Genomic DNA, 22,183 nt, shown 5'->3' on the forward strand with positions numbered 1-22,183 from the left:
CCGTTGTTGCCTTTTGATTACGCGACGGAATCGGTCGACCATGTGTCGAGGCACACCGAAAATCCCGTACGAAGTGTCAGTGGCGACTGCCAGACTCGCGTGCATGGAGATGATCGAGAAGCTGATCAAGCAGGTCAGCCGTGGTGAGCGGGTGAAGTTCCTGCCGTTCTGGGGACACCGGCCGCGGCCCGACGGGAAGCTCGGACCGAGCTGTCTCAGCCAGTGGTGGCCGTCCGCTTTCACTGTGGGTGATGTCCGGTATGCCACAGCCGAGCACTGGATGATGGCCGGAAAGGCACGCCTGTTCGGGGACGCGGAGGCGGAGCGGGCCGCGCTGGGGGCGGGGACTCCGGCAGAGGCGAAGAAGGCCGGGCGCCTCGTGCGCGGCTTCGACGACGCGATATGGGAGCGGGAGCGGTTCGCCCTGGTGGTGGAGGGCAGCGTGCACAAGTTCGGCTCGACGCCCGAGCTGCGCGCGTACCTGCTGACCACCGGGGACCGGGTGCTGGTGGAGGCCAGCCCGCTCGACCGGATCTGGGGCATCGGGCTGGCGCCCGACGACGAGCGCGCCCTGGACCCGGCCCGCTGGCGCGGGCTGAACCTGCTGGGCTTCGCGCTGATGGAGGCCCGCGAGCGGCTACGGGAGAGCGCCGCGTGACGGAGCGGCGCGAGCCGGACCGGCGCATGGCGGACCGGCGCCGGGTGGCCGCGGTGATCGTCCGCGACGGCTGCGTGCTCATGGTCCGGGAGCGCGGCGAGGGGCCCACCGGCCGGCACGACGGGCCGGAGTACTGGACCCTGCCCGGCGGCGGGCTGGAGGAGGACGAGCTCCCCGAGGACGGGGTCCGGCGCGAGGTGGAAGAGGAGACGGGCCTGCACGCCCTGGGGGTGCGGTACGCGTACGAGGCGCCGTACCCCTCGGGCTGGACCTCCTGCTACCGCGTGGAGGTGGCGGAGGGCGAGCCGCGGCTGGGAATCGACCCCGACCTGGAGTGTGACTGCCCGCGCATGGTGGGGCTGATATGGGTCCCGCTGTCGCGCGGCACGGACGGCGAGTCGGTGATGGTGCCCACGCTGCTGTCGGCGGCCGCCGTTTAATTGCCTGGCGGCGCTCGAATAGCGCCGCCTAATGTGGGACTCGTCCAGGTGCGAAGGCGAGACCTACTTCCACTTTTAATGGGGCGGCCGCGGGTTCGAGTCCCGTCATCGACTTCGGGTCGGTGTAGCTCAGTTGGTAGAGCACCTTGTGGTTTCACCGACCTCGATCTCTGGACACCTACGTCACGCACCTCCCGGTGCGCCGGCTGCGGCTCCTTCCTCCACGAAACCAGGCCGCCGCCACCTTGATCTCGGGAGGCCGCGTGCGGGATGCCCGGTGCGCAGGCAACGGCTACTTCCGGATCAACGGGTCGCGGGTTCGAATCCCGCCCGGCTCAGGCCGGTAGCTCAGCTTGGCAGAGCAGTCGACACAGTCCGTCGCCGACTTTGATCTCGGGCATCCCGCACGCGACGCCTCCCCCTGCTTCCTTTGAATTCGGGGGGATTCACATGGCTCGTTTCAACCTGCGCCGGTCCAAGGCGGCGCCGGCTCCGGCTCCTGCCACCGCACCCGCACCCGCCTCGCCGGTACGGTCCGACGGCCGCCGGGCCGCCAACCACCACGGCAGCCACGGTTTCGTGCGCGACCCGCGCTCGGAGCTCTTCCTGCTCGCCGTCGCCAACTTCGTGTCGCAGCGGACCGCGTACGAGAGCGGCGAGGCCCGCGACGACCGGTTCGCCGCGCTCGTGCGCACCCTCGCCGTCGAGGACCCGGAGTGGACCGCGGGCCTGCTGGGCTGGCTGCGGGGCGACGGCAACATGCGTACCGCCTCGCTCGTCGGCGCCGCCGAGTACGTCAAGGCGCGCCTCGACGCGGGCGCCACCGGCGGGCCTTCGAACCGGCAGGTCGTGGACCGCGTACTGCGCCGCGCGGACGAGCCCGGCGAGCTGCTCGCGTACTGGACGGCCGCCTACGGGCGCAACGTGCCCAAGCCCGTCAAGCGCGGCATCGCCGACGCCGTGCGCCGCCTGTACACCGGCACCTCGCTGCTGAAGTACGACACTTCCTCCAAGGGATACCGCTTCGGCGACGTCCTCAACCTGGTGCACGCCTCCCCCGACCCGGCCAAGGCCTGGCAGGGCGAGCTGTTCCGCCACGCCCTCGACCGCCGGCACCACCCGGACACCGCCGAGGCGCCGGCCGGCAACCGCGCCCTCGTCGCCCACCGCGCGCTCATGGAACTGCCGGTGGCGCAGCGCCGCGCGGTGGTCACCGCCCCGGACGGCGCCGAGCGGCTCGCCGAGGCGGGCATGACCTGGGAGGCACTGGCCGGCTGGCTGCAGGGCCCCATGGACGCGGCCGCCTGGGAGGCGGTCATCCCGTCCATGGGCGCGATGGCGCTGCTGCGGAACCTGCGCAACTTCGACCAGGCCGGGGTCTCGGACGCGGTGGCCGCGCAGGTGGCCGCCAAGGTCAGCGATCCGGAGGTCGTCGCGCGGTCGCGGCAGTTCCCCTTCCGCTACCTGGCGGCCTACCAGCACGCGCCCTCGCTGCGCTGGGCGTACCCCCTCGAGCAGGCGCTCGGCCACTCGCTGGCCAACGTACCCGCGCTGCCCGGCCGGACGCTGGTCCTCGTGGACCGGTCCGGGTCGATGTGGTCCCCGCTGTCGGAGCGCTCCGAGCTGAACCGGGCGGACGCGGCGGCGGTCTTCGGCGCGGCGCTCGCGCTGCGGGCCGAGGACGCGGACCTGGTGCAGTTCGGCACCAGCAGCAAGGACGTGCCGTACCGCCGGGGCGAGTCCGTACTGAAGGTGCTGGAGCGGTTCGAGAACCTCGGGGGCACCTACACGGCGGAGGCCGTGCGCCGGCACTACAAGGGGCACGACCGGGTCCTGATCGTCACCGACGAGCAGGCCACCTACCACTCCAACGGCGACCCGACGGATCTGGTTCCGGCCACGGTCCCGGTCTACACCTGGAACCTGGCCGGGTACCGGGTGGGCCACGCGCCTTCCGGCTCCGGCGCGCGGCACACCTTCGGCGGGCTGACGGACGCCGCCTTCCGCATGGTGACCCTGATCGAGAACGGTCAGGACGCCGACTGGCCCTGGGCGGCGTGACGCCGGCGCGGGCCCGGGGTCAGACCCTCTCCTGGAACCGCGAGTTGGAGGACGGGTCGTACCTCGGGCCGCCGTCCGAGTCCGCGCCCATGAAGCCGGCTATCGCCATCGCCAGCATGAGGCCGCCCAGGACGATGCCTATCGCGCCCAGGATGATGCCCGCCAGCGCCATCCCGCCGTTGGTGGCCTGCCCACGGGTGGCCTTGCCCCGGCCCAGGGCGCCGAAGACGACCGCCCCGATGCCGAGCGCGACCGCGATGAAGCTGGTGACGCACCCGACCACCGAGAGGATGCCGAGCACGAGCGCGGTGATGCCGAAGCCGTTGCTCGGCTGCGGCGCCCCGTAGGGCGGGTACGAGCCGTGGCCCGGGTATCCCGCATACCCCGGGTGACCCTGGTACCCGTACCCCTGCGGGGCGGGAGGCGGTCCGGGGTAGGCGTATCCGGCCGGGTCGGGCCGGGCCGGGTACCCGTACGCGGGCGGGGTCATGGGCTGGGTGACCGGGGCGGGCCCGGACATCGGCGCGGGGCCGGCCGCCGGCCCGGACGCCGCCGGTTCGGCCCCGGGCATGCCGGCGATCGTCTGCTGGTCGTGCACGGACGGCGCGGGCTGTGCGGACGGCGCGGGCTGTGCCCCCGACACGCCCGGCGCGGCCTGTGCCTTGCCCAGATCCACGGCCGGCTGCTCCGGCGGCGCCCACGGGTCCCTCGGCGCAGGGCTCTGATCGGTCATGCGGCGCCCCCCTCTCGTACAGCCATGCTAAGCGGTGCCACCGACAGTCACCGGCCTGCCTACGATGATGGCCGACCTGCCCGCACCAGCGTCCACCCGGAGGCCCTTCCATGACCGATCTGCACCCCTTCATCGCGGGGCTGCCCAAGGCCGAACTGCACGTCCACCACGTCGGCTCCGCCTCCCCGCGGATCGTGGCCGAACTCGCCTCCCGCCACCCCGACTCGAAGGTCCCCACGGACCCCGAGGCGCTCGCCGACTACTTCACCTTCACGGACTTCGCGCACTTCATCGAGGTCTACCTCTCCGTCGTGGACCTGATCCGCACCCCGGCCGACGTGCGCACCCTGACCTTCGAGGTCGCCCGTGACATGGCCCGGCAGAACATCCGCTACGCCGAACTGACCATCACCCCGTACTCCTCCACCCGCCGCGGCATCGACGAACACGCCTTCATGGAGGCCATCGAGGACGCCCGCAAGGCGGCCGAGTCCGAACTCGGTGTCGTCCTGCGCTGGTGCTTCGACATCCCCGGCGAGGCCGGTCTGGAGTCCGCCGCCGAAACCGTCCGCCTCGCGCTGGACCTGCGCCCCGAGGGCTTGGTCTCCTTCGGTCTCGGCGGCCCCGAGATCGGCGTGCCGCGCCCGCAGTTCAAGCCGTACTTCGACGCCGCCCGGGCCGCCGGCCTGCACAGCGTGCCGCACGCCGGCGAGACCACGGGCCCGGAGACCATCTGGGACGCCATCCGCGAGCTGGGCGCCGTGCGCATCGGCCACGGCACCAGCGCCACCCAGGACCCGGAGCTCCTCGCGTACCTCGCGGAGCACCGCATCGCGCTGGAGGTCTGCCCGACCTCCAACATCGCGACGCGCGCGGTGAGCGAGCTCGACCTGCACCCCGTCAAGGAGATGGTGCAGGCCGGCGTGCTCGTCACCATCAACAGCGACGACCCGCCGATGTTCGGCTCCGACCTGAACAACGAGTACGCGGTGGCCGCCCGCCTGCTGGACCTCGACGAGCGCGGTCTCGCCGCCCTCGCGAAGAACGCCGTCGAGGCCTCCTTCCTGGACCCGGCCGGCAAGGCGAGGCTCACCGAGGAGATCGACGCGTACACCGCCCAATGGCTGGCGCGCTGACCTCCCCCCGATCCCTCCGGCCCCTGAGAATGGGGCCATGCGCACCCTGACTGCCGTCGGCCACCGCGGCGATCCGTACCGAGTCCGTGAGAACACCCTGGCCTCGATCCGCTCCGCCTTCGCCCGTGGGGCGGACGCGGTCGAGATCGACGTACGGCTGACCCGCGACGGGGTGCCCGTCCTGCTCCACGACGAGACGCTGGAGCGGCTGTGGGGCCATGACGTGCGGATCGACGCCGTCACGGCCCCGCAGCTCAAGGAGCTGACGCAGGGCGGGGTTCCGACCCTGCGCGAGGCCCTGACGGCCGCCGGCTCGGGCCGGATGATGATCGACCTGCCGGGTGCGACCTACGAGGACGTACGGACCGTCGTCGGCCAGGTCCGCGAGTGCGGGGCGCGGGAGCGCGCGTACTACTGCGCGGGGCCGAGGACCATGCTGTCGGTGCGCGCCGCCGATCCGGGCGCGGAGATCGCCCTGACCTGGACGACGTTGTCGCCGCCGCGCCGGGTGCTGATCGACGCGGTGACGCCGGCCTGGCTCAACTACCGCTTCGGGCTGGTCAGCCGGGAGCTGACGGACGCGGTCCACCGCGACGGGCTGCTCGTGTCGGCCTGGACCCCCGACACGAAGCGCGCGATGCGGGCGGTCATCGCGGCCGGGGTCGACTCCGTGACCACGAACCGGCTGGACGCGCTGGCCGCCGTGCGGGCCGGGTCCCGCCGGTGATACGCGCCCTCGGCGAGCGGATCCGCCGCGCCGATCCGCGGTGGCAGGACCTCGGGCTGACGCTGCTGGTGCAACTGGCCGTCACCATGCCCTTCGTGGTGCCCCGCTCGGCCGAGCTGCCGCCCGCGGACTGGGGCTCGTACGGGATGACCACGCTCGCCGTGCTCCCGCTGGTCTGGCGGCGCCGGGCTCCGGTGGCGGTGCTCGTCGCCGTCTTGGCCGTCGGCGGCGTGTACAAGGTGACACTGGACGGGCCGGGGCAGCCGCTTCCGTACGCGGGTCTCATCGCCTTCTACACGGTGGCGCTGCTGTGCACGGCGCGGGTCCGGGCGGCCGTGGGGCTGCTCTCGGTCGCGGCGGTCGCCCTGTCGGTGGGCTGGAACACGGGGACGGCGCGCGAGCTGCTCTTCACCCTCTTCGTCACTGCGGCGGCGTATGCGCTGGGCCGGCTGCAGTACACGCGGCAGGCGTACACCTCGGCCGTGGAGGACCGGGCGGCGCAGCTGGAGCGGGCCAACCGGATCGAGGCGGAGCAGGCGGCCGCGCGGGAACGGGCGCGGATCGCGCGGGAGATGCACGACATCCTCTCGCACGCGGTCAGCATCATGATCGTGCAGGCGGAGGCCGGCCCGGTGGCGGTACGGCGGGCTCCGGAGCGGGCCGAGGCCGCCTTCGACGCGATCGCGGACACGGGCCGGGAGGCGATGGCGCAGCTGCGGAGCATGCTGGGCGTGCTGCGGGAGGACGGTCCCGCGCCGCGCGAGCCCCAGCCGGGGGTCTCGGGGCTGCCGACGCTGCTGGACCGGGTGCGCAGGGGCGGGCCGGAGATCTCCTACGAGGAGACGGGCGAGGTGCGGGCCCTGTCGCCGGCGGTGGACACGACCGCGTACCGGATCGTGCAGGAGGCGCTGACGAACGTGGTGAAGCACGCGGGGGCCGGGCGGGTGGCGGTACGGCTCCACCACACGGCGCGGGATCTGACGATCACGGTGGCCGACGACGGGCGGGGCGCTCGGGACGGGCGGGGCGTGGAAAGTGGGGAGGGCGTGGAAGGCGGGCAGGGCGGGCACGGGCTGATCGGGATCCGGGAACGGGCGGCGGCGCACGGCGGCACGGCGGAGTCCGGTCCGGGGCCCGGCGGGCGCGGCTTCTCGCTGCGCGTGCTGCTTGTAACCTCGCCGCTGGAGGTGGGGACTTGACGATCCGTGTGGTGGTGGCCGACGACCAGGAGCTGGTGCGCAGCGGGTTCGCGATGATCCTGGACAGCCAGGACGACATCGAGGTCGTGGCCGAGGCCGGGGACGGGGCGGCGGCCGTCGAGGCGGTCCGCTCGCTGCGGCCCGATGTGGCGCTGCTGGACATCCGGATGCCGGTGCTGGACGGGATCGAGGCCTGTCGGGCGATCTCGGGGACGAGTTCCTGCCGGACGGTGATGCTGACGACCTTCGACTCGGACGAGTACGTGTACGAGGCTCTGCACGCCGGGGCGAGCGGGTTCCTGCTCAAGGACGTACGGCGGGACGATCTGGTGCATGCCGTACGGGTGGTGGCGGCGGGCGAGTCCCTGCTGGCGCCTTCGGTGGCGCGGCGGCTGATCGAGGAGTACACGGCGGCGACGGCGCGGCCGGCGGCCGGGCGGGAGCTGTCGGCGGAGCGGCTCGAGGTCCTGACGGCGCGGGAGCGGGAGACGCTGCTGCACCTGGGGCGGGGGCTCTCGAACGCGGAGATCGCGGCCGCGCTCGTGGTGAGCGAGCACACCGTGAAGTCGCATGTGGGGAACCTGCTGGCGAAGCTGGGGCTGCGGGACCGGATCCAGGCGGTGATCTGTGCGTACGAGACGGGTCTGATCGCGGCGGGTACTCCCTCTGGGGAGTGAGTGGCGGCGTGTCGGCTCCCTCTGGGTGGTGAGTTGTCGTACCGGTGAAGACCCCTCTTGTTGGTGATCCGCGATGACCTCTGTGAGCAGCAACATTGAGGTCGTCGGGGCAGCACGGTCCCACGGTCTCGCAGGGGGAACACCATCATGAATGCACGTACGCGCACGCTGATCGCCGCCGCTCTGGTCCTGGGCATCGCGTCGGGCCCGGCGGTCTTGGCCCAGGCCGCCCAGGCCACCCAGGCCGCTCCGGCCTTCCAGGCGTCCATGTCACCGGCCGTCTCCACGCCGCCGAACGCGACGGCGCTGGAGCGGGCCATCGCGGGTGTCGGCGCGCAGAACAAGAACGCGACGGCCGCGCTGGTGCGGGTGGGAGGCACGAGCGGGTCCTGGCAGGGCAGTTCGGGTGTCGCGGACCTCCGCACCGGGCGGGACGCCGTCGAGCAGGGCCGGTTCCGGGCCGGGTCGGTGACCAAGACCTTCACCGCGGCGGTGGTGCTCCAGCTCGCGGCCGAGGGCCGGGTGGACCTGAACAAGCCGGTCCGGCAGTACCTGCCGGGGAGCGTCCCCGACGCCTACGGGACCGTGACGGTGCGGCAACTGCTCAACCACACCAGCGGCATACCGGCCGCCGACGGGCCGGGCGACTCCTTCGAGGCGCAGTGGGAGCACCGCTTCGATGTGACCGATCCGCACGACCAGCTCGCCAACGCCCTGGCGAAGAAGCCGGAGTTCGTACCGGGTGCGGCGCAGCACTACCTGAACATCAACTACACCCTGCTTGGCGTGCTGATCGAGAAGATGACGGGCACGGCGTACGAGGAGGCGGTGGGCCGCAGGGTCCTCATACCGCTGGGGCTGCGCCGCACCTCGTTCCCCGGCCGGACCCAGACGAAGATCCACGGGCCGCACAACCGCGGCTACCAGGCGGTGGCGGAGGCCGACGGCTCGACCGGGCTGCGCGATGTGACCGAGTGGAACTCCTCGGACCGGTGGGCGGCCGGCGACATCATCTCGACGAGCGCCGATCTGGAGCGGTTCACCGTGGCCCTGTTCGGCGGGCGGATCGTGCCGAAGGCCCAGCTGGAGGAGATGTTCACGGTGCCCGATGTGAAGAACTTCGCCGGCGGGAAGCCCGCGAGCCTGACGGCGGGGCTGTCCCGGCTCGTCCTGCCGGACGGCACGGTGGCCTGGGGGAAGACCGGTGGCCGGTACGGCTACAACACCGCGATAGGTGCGACCCGCGACCTCTCGCGCACCCTGGTCTACTCGGTCAACTCCACGAACGCCAAGGGCGAGGACATGAACCCGGTGGCCTTGGGCATCGTGATGGCGGCCTTCGCGAAGTAGCCGTCAGGCGGGCATCGCCTCCAGGCGCTTGATCATGCGGCGCAGGAGCAGGAGGGGGATCGCCCCGAAGACGCCGAAGGACATGTCGATGACGCTCCACCAGAAGGGGATGCCCCGGACGGGGCCGCATATCAGGGCCAGCGGGATCACCCCGGCGCAGGCGATCATGCCCGCTTCGATGATCCAGATGTTGCGGACGGGGTCGCGGCGGACGCCGTGGAAGAAGACGGCGATCACCAGGTGGGCGAAGGCGAGCCAGTCGGTGCCGTACAGGAGGAAGGGGTATTCGGCGTCAGCCTGGTCCAGTCCGTCGCCCACGCGCCGCAGCCACGCGTTGTCCACCAGGGAGTTGGCCCAGTGGAGCTCACTGACCAGGGGGAAGGCGGTGAGTCCGCTGAGGACGAGGCAGACGAGAAACAGGGTCAGCCAGGCACGGATCCGCCGCTCAAGGGCGCTTCTCTCGCTCATGGAAGGAAGCGTACGCAGATTTCTGAACACGTTCAGCGCAATTGCTGAACATGTTCAGTTCTGTGGCCGGACCGTGATCATGACGGGCTCCCCGCCGTCAGAGCCCGACGATGGAGTTCCAGCGCTTGGCGAGGGAGGCGCGCTCGGCCGAGGTGATGTCCCGGGCCACGACAAGGCGCTTGCGCATCTCGTCGTCGGGGAAGATCAGCGGGTTCTCGGCGAGCGCGGCGGTCTCCTTGTCATCGGATCCGGCCAGGACCTCACGGGCGGCCGGGACGGGGCAGACGTAGTTGACGGAGGCGGCGAGTTCGGCGGCCACCTCCGGCGCGTAGTAGTGGTCGATCAGGGCCTCGGCGTTGGCCTTGTGCCGGGCGAGGTTGGGGACGAGCAGGCTCTCCGCCCACAGCTCGGCCCCCTCGTCGGGAACGACGAACTCGATGTCGGGGTTGTCGGCCTGGAGCTGGATCGCGTCTCCGGAGTACGCCTGGCAGGCCAGGACGTCGCCCTTGCTGAGATCGGAGGTGTAGTCGTTGCCGGTGAAGCGGCGGATGTGCTTCTTCTTCACCATGCTCTCCACCTGGTCGCACATCCGGTGGAAGTCGGACTCGGTCCACCGGGTGACGTCCACGCCGTTGCCCTGCATGAGCAGGGCGAAGGACTCGTCGAGGCCGGAGAGGAGGGTGACCTTGCCGGCCAGGTCCGGGTGCCACAGGTCGCGTACGGACCTGATCTCCCGGCCGAGGGCCTTGCGGTTGTAGGCGATGCCGGTGATCCCCGACTGCCAGGGGACCGTGTGCAGCCGGCCTTCGTCGAAGGCGGGGGACCGCAACTGGGGGTCGAGGTATTTGGCCACGTTGGACTGCGCCGAGCGGTCCATCTTCTGGGCCCAGCCCAGACGGACGAAGCGGGCGGCCATCCAGTCGCTGACCACGACCAGGTCACGGCCGGTCTCCTGGTGGCTCATCAGGGCCGGGCTGACCTTGCCGAAGAACTCGTCGTTGTCGTTGATGTCCTCGGTGTACCGGATCTCGATGCCGGTCTTCTCCGTGAAGGCGTCCAGCGTCGGACGCCGGTTCTCGTCCTCGTCATCGGTGTCTATGTAGAGCGGCCAGTTGGAGAAGGCGACGCTCTGGTCCCGCTCGGAGCGGTCCGGGCCCTCCCGTCGGCCCTCGGGGACGTAGGCGGCGGGCACTCCGCAGCCCGCGAGGGCGGCCAGCAGGCCCGCGGCGCCGAGGCCGCGGATCGCCGAGCGGCGGGAAAAGGCGAGTTGAGGCATGGCCACAGCCTCTGGGAACGCGGAGGGGCGGGCAATAGACATGTTGTCTATTGCCCGCCCCTTCCAGGCGCCAGGCGGATCAGCCGTCGAGCGAGGTCATCACGTGCTTGATGCGGGTGTAGTCCTCGAAGCCGTAGGCGGAGAGGTCCTTGCCGTAGCCGGACTTCTTGAAGCCGCCGTGGGGCATCTCGGCGACGAGCGGGATGTGGGTGTTGATCCACACGCAGCCGAAGTCGAGGTTCTTGGACATCCGCATCGCGCGGCCGTGGTCCTTGGTCCACACCGAGGAGGCGAGGGCGAACTCGACGCCGTTCGCGTACTCCAGGGCCTGGGCCTCGTCCGTGAAGGACTGGACGGTGATGACGGGGCCGAAGACCTCGTTCTGGATGATCTCGTCGTCCTGCTTGAGGCCGGAGACCACGGTCGGGGCGTAGAAGTAGCCCTTCTCGCCGACCTGGTGGCCGCCCGCCTCGACCTTCGCGTGGGCGGGGAGGCGCTCGATGAAGCCCGCGACCTGCTTGAGCTGGTTCGGGTTGTTCAGCGGGCCGTACAGCACGTCCTCGTCGTCCGGCTGGCCGGTCTTGGTGTCGGCGGCGGCCTTGGCGAGGGCGGTCACGAACTCGTCGTGGATGGAGGAGTGCACGAGCACGCGGGTCGCGGCGGTGCAGTCCTGGCCGGCGTTGAAGTAGCCGGCGACCGCGATGTCCTCGACGGCCTTGGCGATGTCCGCGTCCTCGAAGACCACGACCGGGGCCTTGCCGCCGAGCTCCAGGTGGACGCGCTTGACGTCCTTGGAGGCGCTCTCGGCGACCTGCATGCCCGCGCGCACCGAGCCGGTGATGGAGGCCATCGCCGGGGTGGAGTGCTCGACCATGGCCTTGCCGGTCTCGCGGTCGCCGCAGATGACGTTGAAGACGCCCTTGGGCAGGATCGAGTCGATGATCTCGGCCATCAGGACGGTGGAGGCCGGGGTGGTGTCCGAGGGCTTGAGCACCACGGTGTTGCCCGCGGCGATGGCCGGGGCGAACTTCCACACGGCCATCATCATCGGGTAGTTCCAGGGCGCCACCTGGGCGCAGACGCCGACCGGCTCACGGCGGATGATCGAGGTCATCCCCTCCATGTACTCGCCGGCCGAGCGGCCTTCCAGCAGGCGGGCCGCACCCGCGAAGAAGCGGATCTGGTCCACCATCGGCGGCAGCTCCTCGCTGGCCGTCAGGCCCAGCGGCTTGCCGGTGTTCTCCGATTCGGCGGCCACGAGCTCGTCCGCGCGCGCCTCGAAGGCGTCCGCGATCTTGAGCAGGGCCTTCTGCCGCTCGGAGGGGGTCGTGTCGCGCCAGCCCGGGAAGGCCGCGGCCGCGGCGGCCATGGCGGCGTCCACGTCGGCCTGGCCGGAGAGCGGGGCGGTGGCGTACGCCTCGCCCGTAGCGGGGTTGACCACCTCGGTGGTCCGCCCGTCGGCGGCGTCCTTGAACTCCCCGCCGATGTAGTTGCGCAGACGACGCAGTTCGGTGGTCACTCCAGCCACACTCCTGATCACATGTCCAATGGTTGAGACAAGTACCCAGCCTAGCTCCTGGGGCGACGGTTTCGACAGGCCTACGCACCATGAACTACGAAATCAGTGAGATCTGAGTCGCCAAACAACGAATTTCATCGGTTCCGTCTTGCGGAACTATCGACTCCTCGTGCACAGTGAGTCCGTGGTCAGTCGAAGCGCAGATTCCAGGAACAGACAACCGTCCCCTTCGGTCGATGCTGTGTCCCTGGCGATCATCGAGCAACTGCAGGAGGACGGTCGCCGTCCCTACGCAGCCATCGGCAAGGCCGTGGGCCTGTCCGAAGCGGCTGTGCGGCAACGCGTGCAGAAGCTGCTCGACCAGGGCGTCATGCAGATCGTCGCCGTCACCGACCCGCTCACCGTGGGGCTACGGCGCCAGGCGATGGTCGGCATCAACGTCGAGGGAGACCTCGACCCCGTGGCCGATGCTCTGACCGCGATGGCCGAGTGCGAGTACGTGGTGATGACCGCGGGCTCGTTCGACCTGATGGTGGAGATCGTCTGCGAGGACGACGACCACCTGCTCGACACGATCAACAAGAAGATCCGCGCGCTCCCCGGCGTGCGATCAACCGAAAGCTTCGTTTACCTGAAGCTGAAGAAGCAGACCTACATGTGGGGAACTCGATAGCCCGTGAGCCAGGACCTCTCCAAGACCGCGTACGACCACCTGTGGATGCACTTCACCCGCATGTCGTCGTATGAGAACTCGCCCGTCCCCACCATCGTGCGGGGTGAAGGCACTTACATCTTCGACGACAAGGGCAAGCGCTACCTGGACGGTCTCGCCGGACTGTTCGTGGTCAACGCCGGTCACGGCCGCAAGGAACTGGCCGAGGTCGCCTACAAGCAGGCCCAGGAACTCGCGTTCTTCCCCATCTGGTCGTACGCGCACCCCAAGGCCGTCGAACTCGCCGAGCGCCTTGCCCACTACGCCCCGGGCGACCTGAACAAGGTCTTCTTCACCACCGGCGGCGGCGAGGCCGTCGAGACCGCCTGGAAGCTCGCCAAGCAGTACTTCAAGCTGCAGGGCAAGCACACCAAGTACAAGGTCATCTCTCGCGCGGTCGCCTACCACGGCACCCCGCAGGGCGCCCTGTCCATCACCGGCCTGCCGGCCCTCAAGGCCCCCTTCGAGCCGCTGGTTCCCGGCGCGCACAAGGTAGTGAACACCAACATCTACCGCGCCCCGATCTACGGCGACGACCCCGAGGCCTTCGGCCGCTGGTGCGCCGACCAGATCGAGCAGGAGATCCTGTTCGAGGGCGCCGACACCGTCGCCGCCGTCTTCCTGGAGCCGGTGCAGAACGCCGGCGGCTGCTTCCCGCCGCCGCCCGGGTACTTCCAGCGGGTCCGCGAGATCTGCGACGAGTACGACGTCCTGCTCGTCTCCGACGAGACGATCTGCGCCTTCGGCCGCCTGGGCACGATGTTCGCCTGTGACAAGTTCGACTACATCCCGGACATGATCACCTGCGCCAAGGGCATGACCTCGGGCTACTCCCCGATCGGTGCCTGCATCATCTCGGACAAGCTGGCCGAGCCGTTCTACAAGGGTGACAACACCTTCCTGCACGGCTACACCTTCGGCGGACACCCGGTGTCCTCCGCGGTGGCGCTCGCCAACCTCGACATCTTCGACAAGGAAGGCCTCAACCAGCACGTGCTGGACAACGAGGACGCCTTCTTCTCGACGCTGAAGAAGCTGCACGACCTGCCGATCGTCGGCGACGTCCGCGGCAACGGCTTCTTCTACGGCATCGAGCTCGTCAAGGACAAGGCCACCAAGGAGTCCTTCTCGGACGAGGAGACGGAGCGCGTGCTCTACGGCTTCCTCTCCAAGGCGCTCTTCGAGAACGGCCTGTACTGCCGGGCCGACGACCGGGGCGACCCGGTCATCCAGCTGGCCCCGCCGCTGACCGCCGACCAGGGCACCTTCGACGAGATCGAAGGCATCCTGCGCTCGGTGCTCACCGAGGCGTGGACCAAGCTGTAGCCCGAGGCGCAGCCGAGCTGTAAACAGGTCCGACCACACGGCCCGGATCCCCCGTTCGAGTGAGAACGAGGGGGTCCGGGCCGTGTGCTGTCACCATCCATGCCGTTCATCTCTTTACATCTCCTTGCGGCGCCAGTGACTTAAGCCGGCTCCGCTTCGTTCCCCGGACGGAGGTGTACGCCATGGTGGCTTCACCGGACAACGCCCCACCGGATAATGACGTCCTCTGGGCACGGTCCCTTCATTACTCCCACAGCGGTTCGCCCGGCCTCATCGGCGTCTCGCTCGGCGTCCGCGCGGGCGAGATCCTCGCCGTCACCGGCGCGCGCGGCAGCGGCAAGACCACGCTGCTGCGCTGCCTGTCCGGGCAGCTGGTGCCCGAGCAGGGCGAGGTCTGGTTCAACAGCGTGCCCGTGCACACCATGGGAGCGCTGACCCGCGAGCGGCTGCGCCGCGACCGCTTCGGCTGGATCGGCCCCGCGCCCCAGCTCCTGCCCGAACTGCGGGTCTGGGAGAACGCGGCCCTGCCGCTCCTGATCGCCGGCGCCCCGCACCGCGCCGCCAAGCACGCCGCCTGCGAATGGCTGGACCGCCTCGACATCGGCGGCTTCGCGCGCAAGCGCCCCGGCGCCCTCAACCAGGCCGAGTCCCAGCGCGTCGCCCTGGCCCGGGCCCTGGTCAACCAGCCCGCCGTGATCTTCGCCGACGAGCCGACGGCCCCGCTGCACCGCACCGAGCGCGCCCTGCTGCTCCGTACGCTGACCACAGCGGCCCGCTCGCACGACATCACGGTGCTGCTGGCCACCCACGACGAGGAGACCGCGGCCGTCGCCGACCGGCGGGTGGCCCTGCTCGACGGCCGGCCGGCCGGGACGGCGGCCGCCGCCGCCCCTCAGACCCCGGAGGACCAGGCCGCGTGCTCGCTCTCCGCCTAGCCCGCGGCTCCCGGCCGCTCGTGCAGCTGCGCCGGCTGCTGGTGGCCGCCGCCTCGGCCGGCAGCGGGTTCCTGCTGCTGTACGTACTCGCCGAGGCCGCCGCCCGGCCCGCCGGATCGTTCCCTCGGCTGCTGTGGGCCCTGGTCCCGTTCGCCGTCACCGTGCAGTTCGCCGTCGCCGTGGCCCGTACCGACCCGGCCACCCGGCCCCGGGAAGGGCTGGACGCGGCCGGGCTGGGGCCCGTACGGCTCACGCTGGTCGCGGCGATCTCCACGGCCGTCGCCTGCACCCTGGGCAGCGCCGTCGCCCTGGCTGCCTTCCTCCACCTGCGCGGGGACGTCGTCGGGCTGCCCTTCGACGGAGCCGGGGCCACGCTGCTGCACGCCGACCGGCCGCTGCCCGTCGCGGCCGCCCTCACCCTGCTCACCCTGCTCCCGCTGGCCGCTTCGGCCGCCACCGCCCTCGCGCTGCGGCCGCACACGCCGACGGCTCCGCAGACCCGGCTGCCCTGGGGCATCGCCCTGGCCGCCTGCGGGCTGGCGGTGGAGGCGTACGCCGGCCGCGGCGGCGCCGGCATGCTCGCCGGCTGGGCGCTGACCGCCGTCGGGCTCGCCCTCGCCGGACCGGGCGTGGCCTACGTCTGCGGGTCCCTCGTACAGGCCGTGCGCCCGGGCGCGCTGCGGCTGCTCGCCGGGCGGACCCTCCAGGAGGAGGCACCCCGGCTGGGCTCGCCCCTGGGGGTGCTGTGCGCCGTCGGCGCGGGCGCCCTGACCGCCCTGGCCCTGCGCGACCGGGGCGGGCTCGACGTCCCGCTCGGCCCGCTGACCGGGCCCGCCGCCGCGCTGGTGGTCCTGTGCGCGGCTGCGACGCTGCTCACTTCGGCGGTGGAGGTCCACCAGGCCCGCGCCGCCGCCCGCGAGACCCTGGCGGGCCTCGGCGCCCCGGGCGCGGTCCTTCGTACGGCCGCCACCTTGCGGGCGACCGCGCTGGTGGCCGTGTGCGTACCGCTCAGCTGGGGTGTGGCACAGCTGACGTCGCTGGCATTGACTCGCTGAGGCGGGCAGCCCTTAGGGTGGGCCGAATGGTCAACGGATACATCGACACCGAGATCGAGACGCTCGCCGAATTCGACCAGGTCGCGGCCCGCGGTTCGCTCAGCGGATACCGGATCCAGTCGGTCAACCTGCTCCAGCGCACCTTCGCGCTGCTGTCGGCCGACACCTCCTCGGCCGTGTTCCTCGGCTGTCCCATGGAGCCAGACGCCGCGGTGAAGGTGCGCGCGGACGGCGCGCTGGTCTTCCCGCCCGTCCCCGACCTGCCGTTCGACCCGTACCGAGGACTGCTGTACACGGCGGACGAGCTGTTCGCCGGACTGCCGGACGGCTACGAGGCCACCCCGGACGCCCAGGCGTACGGCTGGTTCCAGGAGACCAAGGCCGACGGCGACGTCTTCTCGTCGATGCTCCGCTCCATCCACGACGACGCCATCTGCGACGCCCTCGACGAGCACCTCGTGGGCGCCCGCGTCGTCGGCGTGATGGGCGGCCACGCGATGGCCCGCGGCGGAGCGGAGTACCGGGGCGCGGCGGAACTGGGCCGGGCGCTGAGCCGCTCCGGGCTCACCGTCGCCACCGGCGGCGGACCGGGCGCCATGGAGGCGGCCAACCTGGGCGCCTATCTGGCCCCGGCGCCGGACGAGGCCCTCCCGGAGGCGCTGGAGCTGCTGGCCAAGGCCCCGTCCTTCGCGCCGTCGGTCTCCGACTGGGCGCAGGCGGCCTTCGCCGTACGCAGCCGCTGGCCCGGCGGCGGCGACTCGGTGGGCATCCCGACCTGGTTCTACGGTCACGAGCCGCCGAACGCCTTCGCGGGCCACATCGCCAAGTACTTCGCGAACGCCACCCGCGAGGACGGGCTGCTGGCCCGGTCCAACGCGGGCGTGGTCTTCCTGCCCGGGGCGGCGGGCACGGTGCAGGAGATCTTCGACAACGCGACCCCGAACTACTACGGGTCCCGGGGCGAGCCGACGCCGATGATCCTGGTGGACCGCGCGCACTGGACGGAGCGCCTGCCGGCCTGGCCGCTGCTGCGGGCGCTGGCGGCCGGGCGTCCGCTGGAGTCCCGGATCGCGCTGGTGGACTCGGTGGACGAGGTGCCGGCGGTACTCGCCTCGATGGCCTGAGGTCCGCAGGCAACTTCCCGGCCCGTTCGCACGTCTGGCATAGGTACGCAAAACCCGCACGCAAACCCGCACGTAAAACCTGCCAGACGTGAACGGAGCCCTCGGTGCTCATAGGCCTGCTGACCGCAATCGCGGCGTCCATCTGCTACGGCACGGGATCCGTCCTGCAAGCCGTCGGCTCGCGGCGGGCGGCCCGGATGTCGCCGGCCTCCGCCGGGGTGACGGCCCATGGCGGACCGAACCTGTCGTCGACCGCGAAGGCGGCGATGACCTGGGAGTTCATCGTCGGCACGATCCTGGACTTCGTGGGCTTCGCCCTCGGCGCCCTCGCGGCCCGGCTGCTGCCGCTGTTCCTCTCCCAGACGGTGATCAGTGCCAACCTGGTGATCACCGCGGTGCTGAGCGTGAAGCTGCTGGGGATCCGGCTCACCCGCAAGGAATGGACCTCGATCGGGGTCGTCTGCACGGCTCTGGTGCTGCTGGCGACGGCGGCCGGCCACGAGGGCGGCCACCACGCCCCGATGTCCACCCACTGGTGGCTGCTCGCCGTGAGCGTGCTGATCATCGTCGGCGGCACGGTGGCCGTACGGTTCCTCGGCGCCCGGGCGGCGATCCTCGCGGGTCTGCTGTCGGGACTGGCCTTCGGCGCGCTCGGCGTCGGCGTCCGCATCCTGAACGGCATCGACCCCTTCGACCCGGCCGCGCTGCTGTCCGACCCGGCGTTCTACGCCATCCTGATCGCGGGCATCGGCGGCATGTACCTGCACACCGTGGCGCTGCAGATCGGTTCGGTGAACGGCGCGACGGCGGCGCTGGTGGTGGGCGAGACGGTACTGCCCGGCGCGATCGGCGTGCTCTGGCTGGGCGACGCCTCCCGCCCCGGCCTCGCCTGGCTCGCGGTCCTCGGCTTCGTCCTGGCCGTCGCCGGCGCGGTGGCGGTGGCCTGGTACGGCAACCACGACGGCGCCGAGGCGCACACCGAAGCCCCCGAGCCGGCCCCCGTCCCGGTCCCGTAGCCGACGGGTCCGGGAGAAGGCCGCAAGGCTCCTCACCCCCTTGGCCGTCCCCGATGGCGGGCGCGCGGCAGCTGTCGCTTGCTGGACGGGGGAGAGAGCGAGGGGTCATGGACCCGACGAGCGCACGGCTGCGCACACCCCGGGCCGCCGGAATGGCCGGGATCGCCTTCGCGGTGCTGCTGGCGGCGGCGATCGTACTGATGCGGGTCGCCATCCCCTCGGGCAACGGCGCCGATGCGGCCGTCGACCCCGGCAACCGCTGGGCGGTGCGGGTGGCCCTGGAGATCGTGCCGTTCGCAGGGATCTTCTTCCTCTGGTTCATGGGTGCCTTGCGCGCGCACACCGGGGAGGCCGAGGACCGGTTCGTGGCCACCGTCTTCCTGGGCAGCGGGTTCGTCTTCGTCGCGACCCTGTTCGTCGCCGCCGCCGCTGCGGGCACCGTCCTCCAGGACAGTGCGGACGCCGGGTTCGGCCGCCACTACGCGTACACGGTGCTCACGACCTACGCGATGCGGACGGCAGCCGTGTTCGTCTTCGCGACCTCGACCATCGGGCGCCGGCTCGGGATCTTCCCGCGCCCGCTCGCCGTGCTGGGCTATGTCACGGGACTGGTCCTGGTGGTCGTAAGCTCCGGGGTCCCCTGGTCCGAGCTGATCCTGCCGGCCTGGGCGCTGGTCGTCGGCCTGCATGTCCTGCGGGTCGGCATGAGGTAGCGCATGCTGGAAGCGAGGGGACGGGGACGGGGGAACGGGGATGATCCGGCCACGGAAAGGCTGATCCCTCATGAGGCTTGTCGTCGACCTGAACCGCTGCCAGGGGTACGCGCAGTGCGCGTTCCTTGCTCCCGACGTCTTCGCCATGCATGGCGAAGAGTCGCTGCTGTACGACCCGGAGGCGGCCGCTGAGCAGCGCGAGGACGTCGCGCGAGCCGTCGCCGCCTGCCCGGTCGGGGCCATCCTGCTCGAAGCCGACGACGCCGATGGCGCCGCCGGTCCCGAGGCCGTCGAGGCCCCCGAGGCCGCGGGCGAACTCGCGGCGGCGGCGACCCCCGGAGGTGCGCCGTGAGCGGCGACGGAACCCTCGAGCGCCTCAAGCGCGACGGCCGTATCGTCGTCGTGGGCGCCTCCCTGGCGGGGCTGCGGGCCGCCGAGACCATGCGCGAGAAGGGTTTCGCGGGCTCGCTCACGATGATCGGGGACGAACCGTACGAGCCGTACGACCGGCCCCCGCTGTCCAAGCAGGTGCTGCTGGGCAAGGCCACCGCGGACCGTACCGCCCTCCCGCGCCGCCGGGCCCTGGACGCGACGTGGCGGCTCGGGGTCCCCGCCACCGGCTTGGACATGGCGGCCCGGCGGGTCCGGCTCGGCGACGGCGACGAGGTGGAGTACGACCGGCTGCTCATCGCCACCGGCGTACGGGCCCGGCCGTGGCCGAACGAGGAGGAGGGCGCGCTGGAGGGCGTCTTCGTCCTGCGCACCCGCGACGACGGCGCCGCCCTGGAACGCAGTCTCGCCGCAGGCCCCCGCCGGGTGCTCGTCATCGGGGCCGGCTTCACCGGGTCCGAGATCGCGTCCGCCTGCCGGGAGCGCGGCGTGCCGGTCACCGTCGCCGAGCGGGGCGCCGCGCCCCTGGTCGGCGCGCTCGGCGGGGTCATCGGGGAGGTCGCGGCCGGGATGCACCGCGAGGCCGGCGTGGACCTGCGTACCGGGGTGATGGTGACCGGGCTGGAGGGCGACCCGGCCGGACGGGTCCGCGCCGCCCACCTCTCCGACGGCGCCACCATCGAGGCGGACGTGGTGGTGGTCTCGCTCGGCGCGCAGCGCAACACCGAGTGGCTCGCCGGGTCCGGGCTGGGCGCGGGACCCCGCGGCATCGCTTGTGACGCGGGCTGCCGGGCCTTCGACATCCGGGGCATCGTCACCGACGACATCTACGTGGCGGGTGACGTGGCACGTTCCCCGCACGCGCTCTTCGGCTACCAGTTCCTGTCGCTGGAGCACTGGGGCAATGCCGTAGCCCAGGCCGAGACGGCGGCGCACAACATGCTCAGCGAGAGCGCGGACCGTCGCCCCCACATGTGGGTGCCGGCCTTCTGGTCGTCCCAGTTCGGCGTGAACATCAAGTCGGTCGGCGTGCCGTCGATGGGGACGGAGATCCTCATCTCGCAGGGCTCGCGCGACGAGCGCAGGTTCACCGGCGTGTACGGCTACCAGGGGCGCGTCATCGGCGCCGTCACCTTCGACCAGTCCCGGTGGCTGCCCTTCTACCAGCGGCTCATCGAGACGACCGCGCCGTTCCCGCCGGACTTCGCCACCGTGGACCGCAGACCGGAGGGCCACAAGCCGATGTCCGCGGACTTCCCGGACCCGTCAGTGCCCACGCACGGCCCGACGATCACCCTGAGCGGTTACTCGCCGGCCGACCGGCGGATGACCTTCACCCCCGCGCACCACTGATCGAGGACCTGTCATGACACAAGCCATCCTGCGGGAGATCATCGACTACGCGAACCGTGCCGATCCGTATCCGTTGTACGAGGAGCTCCGCAAGACGCCGGTGTCCCACGAGGGCGACGGGCCGTACGTCGTCAGCACCTACTACGAGATCCAGAGCCTCCTCCACGACCCCCGGATCAGCTCCGACCGCCGCAATCTGACCTCGAAGGCGGGTGACCCACTGGCCCAGGCCGAGGAGGAGGAGACGACGCTGCCGCCCGCCTTCCTCAACCTCGACCCCCCGGAGCACGACCGGCTGCGCCGGATGACGAACCGTCCGTTCGGGCCGCCGCACTCCCCGCGCCGGGTCCACGACATGCGCGGTGAGCTCGGGGGCATCGTCTCCGGGCTGGTCGACGGCATCGTCGCCGCGGGGAACGGTGCCGGGATGGACCGGATCGACCTGGTCGACCAGTTCTCCTACCCCTTCCCGGTCTCGGTCATCTGCCGGCTGCTGGGTGTGCCGCCCGAGGACGAGCCGCGGTTCCACGTGTGGGCGGACGCCCTCGCCGCGAGCCTGGACCCCGACCCGGACGCCGATCCCTCGCAGCGCCACAAGGGCTCGACCGATGTGCGGATGGAGCTCGGCATGTACCTGGCCGGGCTGATCGAGGAGCGCCGCAAGAGCCCCGGCGACGACATGCTGTCCCACCTGGCGACCGAGGAGGGGCCGGACGGCTCGATGACGACGATGGAGGTGCTCAGCACCTCGGCACTGCTGCTGATCGCCGGGCACGAGACCACGGTCAACCTCATCACCAACGGAATGCTGACCCTGCTGCGCCACCCGGACGTGCTCCGGCGGCTGCGCGAGGATCCCGCCCTGGCCGTGCCGCTCGTCGAGGAGTTGCTCCGCTACGAGCCGCCCGTCCAGCTGCTGCCCCAGCGCAGCGCCCTCGCCGACATCGAGGTCGCCGGGGTGTCCATCCCCAAGGGGGCGTCCCTCTGGCTGATCCTGGCCTCCGGCAACCGCGACCCGCGACGGTTCGAGGACCCGGACCGCTTCGACCCGGACCGTACGGACATCCAACACCTCGGCCTCGGCAGCGGGATCCACAGCTGCTTCGGGGCGCCGCTGGCCCGGCTGGAGGCTCAGCTGGCACTGAGCGAACTGGCCCGCCGGCTGGAGAACCCCCGGCTCCTGGAGGACCCGCCGCCGTACCGCCAGAACGCGGTCCTGCGCGGCCCCCGCCACCTGCCGATCGCCTGCGACGGCATTCGCGACTAGTGCTGTGGCCGGGAAGGTTTGCCGGGTCGCGGTGTCCGGTGCGGTGCA

At 71.5% G+C, this 22,183-nt stretch carries 22 protein-coding genes; 18 read left to right on the forward strand and 4 right to left on the reverse strand.

Annotated features, from left to right (window positions below; translation table 11 throughout):
- The first annotated feature begins 103 nt into the window (after window positions 1-103).
- The 3 genes from ACFWBF_RS15135 to ACFWBF_RS15145 all read left to right on the forward strand — a co-directional run bounded on the left by ACFWBF_RS15135 (window position 104) and on the right by ACFWBF_RS15145 (window position 3,159).
- The gene (locus tag ACFWBF_RS15135; RefSeq protein WP_385600771.1) at window positions 104-658 is read left to right on the forward strand and encodes an NADAR family protein; all 555 of its coding nucleotides are present in this window, start codon (window positions 104-106) and stop codon (window positions 656-658) included.
- Window positions 655-1,098: an NUDIX hydrolase gene (locus ACFWBF_RS15140; protein WP_385600774.1), complete on the forward strand. Its 444-nt coding sequence runs from the start codon at window positions 655-657 to the stop codon at window positions 1,096-1,098. The genes ACFWBF_RS15135 and ACFWBF_RS15140 overlap by 4 nt, the downstream gene beginning before the upstream one ends.
- A gap of 450 nt (window positions 1,099-1,548) precedes the next feature.
- Window positions 1,549-3,159, forward strand: coding sequence for a TROVE domain-containing protein (locus ACFWBF_RS15145; RefSeq protein WP_385600777.1), 1,611 nt, complete (start codon window positions 1,549-1,551; stop codon window positions 3,157-3,159).
- A 19-nt stretch (window positions 3,160-3,178) separates the two neighbouring features.
- On the opposite strand, the gene ACFWBF_RS15150 is transcribed toward ACFWBF_RS15145, so the two are convergent.
- Window positions 3,179-3,892 (reverse strand): DUF4190 domain-containing protein, encoded by a 714-nt coding sequence (locus ACFWBF_RS15150; RefSeq protein ID WP_385600780.1) that lies wholly within the window; start codon window positions 3,890-3,892, stop codon window positions 3,179-3,181.
- 110 nt (window positions 3,893-4,002) lie between these two features.
- Here ACFWBF_RS15150 and ACFWBF_RS15155 point away from each other — a divergent pair, with 110 nt between their 5' ends.
- The 5 genes from ACFWBF_RS15155 to ACFWBF_RS15175 all read left to right on the forward strand — a co-directional run bounded on the left by ACFWBF_RS15155 (window position 4,003) and on the right by ACFWBF_RS15175 (window position 8,981).
- Window positions 4,003-5,028, forward strand: a complete 1,026-nt coding sequence (locus tag ACFWBF_RS15155; protein ID WP_385600783.1) for an adenosine deaminase — start codon at window positions 4,003-4,005, stop codon at window positions 5,026-5,028.
- 37 nt (window positions 5,029-5,065) lie between these two features.
- A complete protein-coding gene (locus ACFWBF_RS15160) occupies window positions 5,066-5,755 on the forward strand; it encodes a glycerophosphodiester phosphodiesterase (protein WP_385600786.1) in 690 nt (229 codons plus the stop codon).
- Window positions 5,752-6,954 (forward strand): sensor histidine kinase, encoded by a 1,203-nt coding sequence (locus ACFWBF_RS15165; protein WP_385600789.1) that lies wholly within the window; start codon window positions 5,752-5,754, stop codon window positions 6,952-6,954. The genes ACFWBF_RS15160 and ACFWBF_RS15165 overlap by 4 nt, the downstream gene beginning before the upstream one ends.
- Window positions 6,951-7,631 (forward strand): response regulator, encoded by a 681-nt coding sequence (locus ACFWBF_RS15170; RefSeq protein WP_385600792.1) that lies wholly within the window; start codon window positions 6,951-6,953, stop codon window positions 7,629-7,631. Before ACFWBF_RS15165 ends, ACFWBF_RS15170 begins: the two co-directional genes overlap by 4 nt.
- A 147-nt stretch (window positions 7,632-7,778) precedes the next feature.
- On the forward strand, window positions 7,779-8,981 hold the full coding sequence (locus ACFWBF_RS15175; RefSeq protein ID WP_385600794.1) for a serine hydrolase domain-containing protein: 1,203 nt from the start codon (window positions 7,779-7,781) through the stop codon (window positions 8,979-8,981).
- A gap of 3 nt (window positions 8,982-8,984) precedes the next feature.
- Here ACFWBF_RS15175 and ACFWBF_RS15180 read toward each other — a convergent pair whose 3' ends face one another.
- From ACFWBF_RS15180 to ACFWBF_RS15190, 3 genes are all read right to left on the reverse strand, one after another.
- Window positions 8,985-9,449: a hypothetical protein gene (locus ACFWBF_RS15180; protein WP_385600797.1), complete on the reverse strand. Its 465-nt coding sequence runs from the start codon at window positions 9,447-9,449 to the stop codon at window positions 8,985-8,987.
- A 97-nt stretch (window positions 9,450-9,546) separates the two neighbouring features.
- The gene (locus tag ACFWBF_RS15185; protein WP_385600800.1) at window positions 9,547-10,725 is read right to left on the reverse strand and encodes a spermidine/putrescine ABC transporter substrate-binding protein; all 1,179 of its coding nucleotides are present in this window, start codon (window positions 10,723-10,725) and stop codon (window positions 9,547-9,549) included.
- A 79-nt stretch (window positions 10,726-10,804) separates the two neighbouring features.
- On the reverse strand, window positions 10,805-12,244 hold the full coding sequence (locus ACFWBF_RS15190) for a gamma-aminobutyraldehyde dehydrogenase (protein ID WP_385600803.1): 1,440 nt from the start codon (window positions 12,242-12,244) through the stop codon (window positions 10,805-10,807).
- Window positions 12,245-12,413: 169 nt separating this feature from the next.
- On the opposite strand from ACFWBF_RS15190, the gene ACFWBF_RS15195 reads away from it, so the two are divergent.
- The 10 genes from ACFWBF_RS15195 (at window position 12,414) to ACFWBF_RS15240 (ending at window position 22,135) form a co-directional block, all read left to right on the forward strand.
- Window positions 12,414-12,917 (forward strand): Lrp/AsnC family transcriptional regulator, encoded by a 504-nt coding sequence (locus ACFWBF_RS15195; RefSeq protein ID WP_385600806.1) that lies wholly within the window; start codon window positions 12,414-12,416, stop codon window positions 12,915-12,917.
- Window positions 12,918-12,920: 3 nt separating this feature from the next.
- Window positions 12,921-14,282 (forward strand): aspartate aminotransferase family protein, encoded by a 1,362-nt coding sequence (locus ACFWBF_RS15200; protein WP_385600808.1) that lies wholly within the window; start codon window positions 12,921-12,923, stop codon window positions 14,280-14,282.
- Between the two features lie 182 nt (window positions 14,283-14,464).
- On the forward strand, window positions 14,465-15,217 hold the full coding sequence (locus ACFWBF_RS15205) for an ABC transporter ATP-binding protein (RefSeq protein ID WP_385600811.1): 753 nt from the start codon (window positions 14,465-14,467) through the stop codon (window positions 15,215-15,217).
- The gene (locus ACFWBF_RS15210; RefSeq protein WP_385600814.1) at window positions 15,199-16,272 is read left to right on the forward strand and encodes a hypothetical protein; all 1,074 of its coding nucleotides are present in this window, start codon (window positions 15,199-15,201) and stop codon (window positions 16,270-16,272) included. Before ACFWBF_RS15205 ends, ACFWBF_RS15210 begins: the two co-directional genes overlap by 19 nt.
- A 26-nt stretch (window positions 16,273-16,298) precedes the next feature.
- Window positions 16,299-17,396, forward strand: coding sequence for an LOG family protein (locus ACFWBF_RS15215; RefSeq protein WP_385600816.1), 1,098 nt, complete (start codon window positions 16,299-16,301; stop codon window positions 17,394-17,396).
- A 104-nt stretch (window positions 17,397-17,500) separates the two neighbouring features.
- Window positions 17,501-18,412, forward strand: coding sequence for a hypothetical protein (locus tag ACFWBF_RS15220; protein ID WP_385600819.1), 912 nt, complete (start codon window positions 17,501-17,503; stop codon window positions 18,410-18,412).
- 107 nt (window positions 18,413-18,519) lie between these two features.
- Window positions 18,520-19,125, forward strand: coding sequence for a hypothetical protein (locus ACFWBF_RS15225; protein ID WP_385600822.1), 606 nt, complete (start codon window positions 18,520-18,522; stop codon window positions 19,123-19,125).
- Between the two features lie 70 nt (window positions 19,126-19,195).
- On the forward strand, window positions 19,196-19,477 hold the full coding sequence (locus ACFWBF_RS15230) for a ferredoxin (protein WP_385600825.1): 282 nt from the start codon (window positions 19,196-19,198) through the stop codon (window positions 19,475-19,477).
- Window positions 19,474-20,868 carry an NAD(P)/FAD-dependent oxidoreductase gene (locus ACFWBF_RS15235; RefSeq protein ID WP_385600827.1) on the forward strand — a complete coding sequence of 465 codons (1,395 nt, stop codon included), beginning with the start codon at window positions 19,474-19,476 and terminating at the stop codon, window positions 20,866-20,868. Before ACFWBF_RS15230 ends, ACFWBF_RS15235 begins: the two co-directional genes overlap by 4 nt.
- A 13-nt stretch (window positions 20,869-20,881) precedes the next feature.
- Window positions 20,882-22,135, forward strand: a complete 1,254-nt coding sequence (locus tag ACFWBF_RS15240; protein ID WP_385600830.1) for a cytochrome P450 — start codon at window positions 20,882-20,884, stop codon at window positions 22,133-22,135.
- The last annotated feature ends 48 nt before the right edge of the window (window positions 22,136-22,183 follow it).

It is taken from the genome of Streptomyces sp. NPDC060028, from assembly GCF_042736725.1.
Taxonomy (GTDB): Bacteria; Actinomycetota; Actinomycetes; order Streptomycetales; family Streptomycetaceae; genus Streptomyces.